The sequence below is a fragment of the Aliikangiella maris genome, from assembly GCF_040719265.1.
Classification (GTDB): domain Bacteria; phylum Pseudomonadota; class Gammaproteobacteria; order Enterobacterales; family Kangiellaceae; genus Aliikangiella; species Aliikangiella maris.
The window spans coordinates 1-4,420 of record NZ_JBFDAH010000063.1 but is presented as its reverse complement, the minus strand read 5'-3'; the positions used below and the strand labels follow the sequence as shown (position 1 = coordinate 4,420).

Below are 4,420 nucleotides of genomic sequence, written 5' to 3'. Positions count from 1 at the left end.
TATCAACTCTCAGCACTAGATGATAGTGATTACTCATAATGGCATAGCTAGCAATTTCAATCGCAAAAGTATTGGCTAGATAAGCTAATCGTCCAACAATCCATTCTCTTCGATGTTCATAGGATTGGCCTGAAAAATGGTCTTCACCACAGAGAAAAGCCCGACGAACGCAACGGGAAATACAATGGTAGTAGGGAGTGGTTTCTAAATCGATAATAGTTTTACGGGAGCGAGTCATAATTAATATCCTTATTAATACTTTATCCTATGAAATAATTTAACTGACTGGTGCTTGTTTGTCTAGTTGATATTTGAGAGTATTGAACGATAGCTATGGATGTCCCGTTTCGTGCGTTTCGTGTATTCTATAAATTTTCATCTTTAATTGATTAAAATGTCTAAATATTACAAGCGATTGTCCGAATATTGTTAAATCTTTTGTGTTTATTCATTTAAAATGGTTTTCATTAAATGTTGAGTTCCTTTTAAAATGGGTACTCAATAGCGCTATGTCTTATGACTAATGGCTGTTAATTATGTAACCAGACATTGCAAAATATTCAGGCAAACAACGCCTGAATTTTGAATTAGGCGTTAAAAACTAAATAAGGAAAATTAATGAATCGTGTTGCTTTATTTTTACTACTGAGTATTTTCTCTTTCCCTTCATTTTGTGCTTCTTGGTCGAATGGAACACAAACAGTAAAAAATATTATTTGGAGGCCTGGATATAAGGGGTTTTATGTGCCATCAATAACCTACCAGGACATCAATAATTGCGGGGATACAACTAATTTGTACGTAATTGATACTACACTAAGCGAAAAGGAAATTGATAGGCTTTACTCAATGATTTTGACTGCATTCACAACTGGTAAGAAACTGCATCTTTGGTTAGATGGCTGTCAAGGAAAATATCCCAAATTTACCGGATTGCAAATTAACAAATAGTTTTTTAACAAAACGCTATTGCAGATAAACTGCAAAGCTTGGCGTTATATCAAAAACTGAGGAAAATGATGAGAAAATATCTATTAATGTTAAGCCTTGTAGTATTTCCAATACTTTCTCAAGCTGGAGTGAGTCAAGTAAGTGGTGCAAAAGTCAAAAATATAGAATTTTATGGTAATCAATTCACAATAACTTTGGATCAAGTGCATTCATCCAAAAGTTGTGGCCACTCGGGAAATGTTGTAGCAATAGACACTTCGAAGGAGCCAGGCAAAACGCATTATTCAGCACTATTAGCTATATGGATGGCTGGTAAATCGGTAAATATGACAATCACTGATGCCACATGTAGTGGTGATAGACCTACTTTACTAAATTGGTCAGCAAATTAGTATGATATAACAAGGCAATGAAAATTGAAGTATTGGAAGACATACTCAATTTATTTTTGCGTTAGTTGAGGGAAGACATGTCATACGAACTACATATAGAAAAAGAAGAAGGGATAACATTAGAGGATTGGATAGAGGTTGTCTCTTCTACTGATAATGTCCGAATAAATAAAGAAGACTATGTTGCTGTCAACTCTCAGTCAGGAGCGGAGCTTCGAATGCCAGCGTCGGAAGGAGACGCAGAAGTCTATCTCGCTGAAGAAAATGAGTGGGCTCGAATCTATCGATTCAACGAGGCTATCTCTTTCAATGCTACTGAAACTTGGGATGAGCCAGAAGATGAGTTGAGGGCGATCACTTTTGCTCTTGCCAAAAAACTCGATGCTCAAGTAAATGGAGATGAAGGTGAAACCTACAACGAAGATGGAAGCTCAAACTGGAAAGATATGAGACCTGCACAACCTGTCAAAGTGAACTTAATGCCAGCGAAAAAATGGTGGCAGTTTTGGAAATAGCAACTAACCAGTCAAGGCAGCATATGCGATACTCGCAATTCTGCTTGAAGCGTTAACCCTCTAGGAGAATCATGAAGCATCTCAGCATATTTTTAATTCTTGCATTGACTGCTGTTAGTCAATCTACATTCGCTTGTTCCTTTGGTGGTGCGGATCTGTTTAAACCTACCTTGGAACGCTGGGAAGAGCATCCTGGACCAGCTCAAAAAGGTGAGAAAGGAGATTACTGGGAAAAAGTTCCAACTCCCATAGTAAAGGTTTCAGAAATCAAAAGAGGTTCTGCTAAACCGGGCAGCTCGTGTGATGACGCAGGGGTTATCCTTTTAGACATTTCGTTACCGAAAGAATCTACTTATTCAATTGAAGAATTTGCTATCTATTTCCGTGTTAAAGAGGGGCAACTGCCGGATGCTATATTTCCTGACGTTCCGCTAGTCGGTGAGTATAAAGATGGGAAAATGACGTTGTTACTTGCGTGGCTGGATGGGCACCCTTCGCGTCAAATACCACTTGATTTAAAGGTGGAGGCATTCTTTGTTACCAACAGCCTTAATATTGGTGAATCTACTACATTCAATATTGTGGCAAGCAAGGGTTAACAAGTGCAGGCAGCAGGACAAAATACTCGCAAGCTCGAATTTTGCCTCTGCTGCATGCGTTATACCTAAGGAGCATCATGGTCAAAAATTTTCAATCACCAGAAGACCTTTCGGGGCAACCCAAAGAAATCACTGCACTGTTTGAGTCAGAATCTGACCGTGGAGCAATCTTGATTATGGCGGCCTATCTAGAAGAAATACTTGGCTGCAATCTTGCGTCATACTGCGTTTCAGAAGATGCTGCGAATGACATAATGGATTTTCGAGGCCCGGCAGGAGGCTTTGATCTTAAGATCAGGCTCTCTTTCGCTCTTGGTCTACTTCATGAAGAAGAAAAAAAAGGGCTAGAAGCAATAAGGAAGATTAGAAACGCAGCTGCACATTTTGATCGAAAAAAGGGTTTTAACGTACTCTTTGATGCTGAGCGAACTCAGGCGCTAGTTCACAATCTAGCTGCAACTCAAAATATAGATACAAAGACTGATAGTCCTTCCGCCATAAAGCAGCTTTTCTTTTTATCGGTACGGCTTCTAGCATCAAAGCTTTTTGCCCGTGGTCTTGAAATAGTAGCACCCCAAGAACCTACAACACTGAAAGAGAAGGCTAATAAATTTAGAAAGCTAATGGCTGGAACGGAGCATGGAGATGCCTTAGCTAAAATGGAGGAAGAAGCTCGCAATGGAAACCTAGATCCTTTTATAAAATTAAATGAAGAGATAAAGAAACAGCTAGAAGAAAGATTAGGGAACAACCCAGATGAGAAAGATAAGGTATAACCAATCAATCAATGTCGCCTCGCGGCTGGACCTCTGCACTGCGTGCTCCGGCCCATTATTGAGGCGTTGGTATGACTCCCTTTGTCAATTAAAATGCACGAATCCCCCTCCTATTTTTCAAAGAGCCATTATTAAAAAAATGGGATGAATTCAATCACAGATTAAAGCCAGTAACTTTCGACGGTTCTTATGCTGGTATCCGTGGATTTTATCGCGAAGCGATTAACCTACCTTACTTATTTCGTCGTGGTGCCTGTCTTCAGTCTATGCTCGTGGGTCTAATTAATTTTCATAATCAGCCATCCTAACGCCCTCGGAGATTACACCACCTACTGTGGTTTAATCTGCAATTGAATCCAAAACTTTTAATCATGCTGGTACACGAGAGAGCCTATCTTTGGGATTAACAGGAGAAATAACAACTTCCCGTGAAATGGCCCAAATGTACGCAATCATTTCTCGAGCAATGGCGGTAATCACCACGTTGTAATGTTTACCTNATAACAACTTCCCGTGAAATGGCCCAAATGTACGCAATCATTTCTCGAGCAATGGCGGTAATCACCACGTTGTAATGTTTACCTCGTTTCATCAATCGTTGATAACGTTTACACAATCGAAGCTGTGCCTTCCAGGCAATATCGATAATGGTTTTGCTCAAGCCTTCTTGACGAATTTGTAGGTCATGAGAGATATTGGCTGGGTAGCAATAACAATGCGCCCCCTCGGTGAGTAATCGTCTTGCTCGACCATTACCGCACTTGGTAATACTGCCGACTTTTCGTCTGCCGCCGCTGGAGTGTTCGCTCGGAACTAACCCGACATAACTCATTAATTTTCTCGGGTGGTCGAATCGGGTTAAATCACCCAGCTCGGCGATGACACCCGCAGCAACCAATAAACGAACACCGCGCATGGCTTGAATCGCTTTAACACCAGGATAATAGCGCCAGCGTTTCACTTGGTGAACTAACTCGTTGTCCAGTCTTTCCAGTCTGGCTATTCGCTCAGTGACGGTTTGAATCATTTCTTGTAAAACAATTTGCTGTGCAGGGTGAGGCAACACCATATCGGTCAACCAACGCATATGCTTAACCGACCAGTTAGCCTTACCATCGTAGTGAATATGATTGCGAAGCAAGAGTGCTTTTAGTTGATACTTAGCATCACATAAGTCGTTCATTGCG

At 40.5% G+C, this 4,420-nt stretch carries 7 protein-coding genes; 5 read left to right on the top strand and 2 right to left on the bottom strand.

The features are described from left to right. A partial coding sequence (locus ABVT42_RS21690; RefSeq protein ID WP_465251088.1) for a transposase occupies positions 1 to 238 on the bottom strand: 238 nt, incomplete at its 3' end. A 380-nt stretch (positions 239 to 618) separates the two neighbouring features. On the opposite strand from ABVT42_RS21690, the gene ABVT42_RS21685 reads away from it, so the two are divergent. From ABVT42_RS21685 to ABVT42_RS21665, 5 genes are all read left to right on the top strand, one after another. Further along, positions 619 to 951 carry a hypothetical protein gene (locus tag ABVT42_RS21685; protein ID WP_353898016.1) on the top strand — a complete coding sequence of 111 codons (333 nt, stop codon included), beginning with the start codon at positions 619 to 621 and terminating at the stop codon, positions 949 to 951. A gap of 86 nt (positions 952 to 1,037) precedes the next feature. Further along, complete coding sequence (locus ABVT42_RS21680; RefSeq protein ID WP_353898015.1) at positions 1,038 to 1,343, top strand: hypothetical protein; 306 nt, start codon at positions 1,038 to 1,040, stop codon at positions 1,341 to 1,343. Between the two features lie 218 nt (positions 1,344 to 1,561). Next, on the top strand, positions 1,562 to 1,858 hold the full coding sequence (locus ABVT42_RS21675) for a hypothetical protein (protein WP_353898014.1): 297 nt from the start codon (positions 1,562 to 1,564) through the stop codon (positions 1,856 to 1,858). Between the two features lie 71 nt (positions 1,859 to 1,929). Further along, a complete protein-coding gene (locus ABVT42_RS21670) occupies positions 1,930 to 2,457 on the top strand; it encodes a hypothetical protein (protein ID WP_353898013.1) in 528 nt (175 codons plus the stop codon). A 77-nt stretch (positions 2,458 to 2,534) separates the two neighbouring features. Next, a complete protein-coding gene (locus tag ABVT42_RS21665) occupies positions 2,535 to 3,233 on the top strand; it encodes a hypothetical protein (protein ID WP_353898012.1) in 699 nt (232 codons plus the stop codon). A 493-nt stretch (positions 3,234 to 3,726) separates the two neighbouring features. On the opposite strand, the gene ABVT42_RS21660 is transcribed toward ABVT42_RS21665, so the two are convergent. Further along, positions 3,727 to 4,420: IS110 family RNA-guided transposase (locus ABVT42_RS21660; RefSeq protein ID WP_417281491.1), on the bottom strand; the 694-nt coding region annotated here is incomplete at its 5' end.